The organism is Limnobacter olei (assembly GCF_029087225.1).
In the GTDB taxonomy this organism is placed as follows: Bacteria; Pseudomonadota; Gammaproteobacteria; order Burkholderiales; family Burkholderiaceae_B; genus Limnobacter; species Limnobacter olei.
In genome coordinates this window covers 1-2,043 of record NZ_JARFJD010000021.1, presented here as the reverse complement: position 1 = coordinate 2,043, position 2,043 = coordinate 1, and the positions used below count along the sequence as shown (strand labels likewise).

Sequence of the window (2,043 nt, the reverse complement as noted above, 5' to 3'; positions counted from 1 at the left end):
AGTTTCAACCAGAATACGCAGATGCAAGAGAACCTGAAGTTGCTGAAGTAAGTTGGATTACATCACCCACAATAGGTGCCCCGCTGGCTTTTTCTGCCCGCGGTTATACCCCCTGCAATCTGCTCGATACACTTCCTGATTCTTTAAATTTTAGGAGTTGGGGGCACCATGCCAGCAGATCTGTTTTTGAAATTGGGCAATGTGAAAGGTGAGTCGGTTGACTTGAAGCATGCGGGCGAAATGGAGCTGCTCAGTGCACGCTGGGGCATGCAGGTGGCTGTGGGTGCTAATGGTGGCGTGTTGGCCCTGGCAGGACGTGCCGAGGTAAAGGCCTTGCGTGTTGAAAAGCGCGTGGACCGTGCTTCCCCGACGCTGCATGCGCAAACCTGTATCGGTCAGCTTTACGACACCATGGTGTTGACCAAGAGAAAGTCGGGTCTTGTTCCGCTTGAATATTTGCGCATTACTTTTAAAGACGTGATTGTGAGTGACATTGATATTTCACTGGGTGCAGGTGAGGATGGCGACCTTGAGGTGGTCACCTTTGCGTTCACGGAATACAAGGAGGAATACAAACCGCAGAACGGCGATGGTACGGGCGGCGCTGCAGTCACCGCCGGTTTCAATTGTATTAAGTGCGTGAAGATTTAACTTTGTTCTGGAGGCGTTCATACGCCTCCACATGCTGGTTGAACAGCCTCAGGTTGAGTTTGCGGATTGGGGCGGGCAGGTGGTACTTCACGTAGTCGTGGCGCCATTTCATGAATTCATCAAAATTTTCCAGATGGAACCGAGTACCAGGAGTCATTTTCTCAATCTGAATTAAGCGGAAACCTTCACCTAGAAATAGTCCGACACGATAGGCGAGGATCATTGTGATCATCTGAACAATTCCAATTATTTTTACGTTTGAGACTAATCCAGGTTGATCTGCAAATTCATTGATAAACCAAAAAAGATAAGCTCCACCTATTAAGCAAAGTGGCCAATATAACCAGTGAATGAAAGGAAGATTTTTCATTGAGCCGAAGGTTCGGTTTTTTAAGTCGATGGTCAATAAAGTCCATTCGATGGTTGAATAAGATCGTAAAGATTGTTGATCTGATCGATTTCGAGCGATTGTGTAGGCTCCCAATGTGGAAGTAAGCAGTACGAGAAGGGCGAAGTTTGGATTGATAAATTCAATCCAACCACTCAATGCCAACATGTCGCCAGAGCCACCAACAAGATCCCAGTGATGTACACCAATGATGAATGGATGCACGATTAACAAAAGAGAAAACTGAAAAATCAAGACAGAGCGAATCGGTCGTTTACTTCCAAAAAGCCACCAGTACCAGAGTGCAAAAGAGAGCAGTAAATTAAGTGTGATCGCAAAAATCGCATCTGAAATGGTCCAGCCTGTAGTAAATAAAAACGGGATTTCCGCCATAAGCATGACAAAGCAGCTACTTAACAGAATCGCGATAAAGTTGTGTTGAGGCGGTGGTGCGCTGAGTGACATTATTCAGTCCTAATTTTGATTAGTTGAACAGAATCTTTGCTTTGTTCTTTACCCAGTCATCCGCGGCAGTGGCTTGGTAAAGTGCTCCAATCAATAAACCAGCGCCTAAGGCAACCATGACTAATGGCGCCCCAGCCAAGCCACCTGCGATTGCCAATGTTGCCACTATTGCGCCTCCACCCATTGCCAGCAAATTGCCGGTTTGATTGGTTGCCGTATCCACACCGAATTGTTGCCAGTTGAAACGTTGTCCCAAAGTGGCGTGGTGGTTGTAGTTGTTCATGATGTCGCTGATCAAAGTTGGTGCTAGGCCAAGAACACCACCAACTTTGATAGAGCCCAACCACGGCGCCCCTGCAAGCCTTCGTAACTCCCACATTTCATCCGAGGCCTGTCAGCTCAAGCTAAGAACTTTGTCATGTTTGAATGCAGCGGGCCCCAAGGATTTGGTGCTCATGTTCTTGCTGATTTGTTGAAATTGATTTTTCTCTAGCAAGGTAATTTGTTTGGCGTTGGTTTGACGAACCCGGATAAGCACG

Annotated in this window: 4 protein-coding genes; 2 read left to right on the top strand and 2 right to left on the bottom strand. The window is 46.9% G+C overall.

Annotated elements, in window-relative coordinates; genetic code table 11:
• Positions 1–212: hypothetical protein (locus PY990_RS12965; RefSeq protein WP_275271950.1), on the top strand; the 212-nt coding region annotated here is incomplete at its 5' end.
• Entirely contained in the window at positions 169–651 is a 483-nt protein-coding gene (locus PY990_RS12960) for an Hcp family type VI secretion system effector (protein WP_275271949.1), read from the top strand. The genes PY990_RS12965 and PY990_RS12960, both read left to right, overlap by 44 nt.
• On the opposite strand, the gene PY990_RS12955 is transcribed toward PY990_RS12960, so the two are convergent.
• Together PY990_RS12955 and PY990_RS12950 are read right to left on the bottom strand one after the other, a co-directional pair.
• Entirely contained in the window at positions 632–1,504 is an 873-nt protein-coding gene (locus tag PY990_RS12955; protein ID WP_275271948.1) for a hypothetical protein, read from the bottom strand. The two genes, PY990_RS12960 and PY990_RS12955, sit on opposite strands and share 20 nt — an antisense overlap.
• Before the next feature lie 19 nt (positions 1,505–1,523).
• Positions 1,524–1,787, bottom strand: coding sequence for a hypothetical protein (locus tag PY990_RS12950; RefSeq protein WP_275271947.1), 264 nt, complete (start codon positions 1,785–1,787; stop codon positions 1,524–1,526).
• Between the last annotated feature and the right edge of the window lie 256 nt (positions 1,788–2,043).

Excerpts from the sequence above, each read along its gene's own strand:
- PY990_RS12960 (WP_275271949.1), top strand. The coding sequence starts at position 169 with ATGCCAGCAGATCTGTTTTTGAAATTGGGCAATGTGAAAGGTGAGTCG.
- PY990_RS12955 (WP_275271948.1), bottom strand. The coding sequence starts at position 1,504 with ATGTCACTCAGCGCACCACCGCCTCAACACAACTTTATCGCGATTCTG.
- PY990_RS12950 (WP_275271947.1), bottom strand. The coding sequence starts at position 1,787 with ATGAACAACTACAACCACCACGCCACTTTGGGACAACGTTTCAACTGG.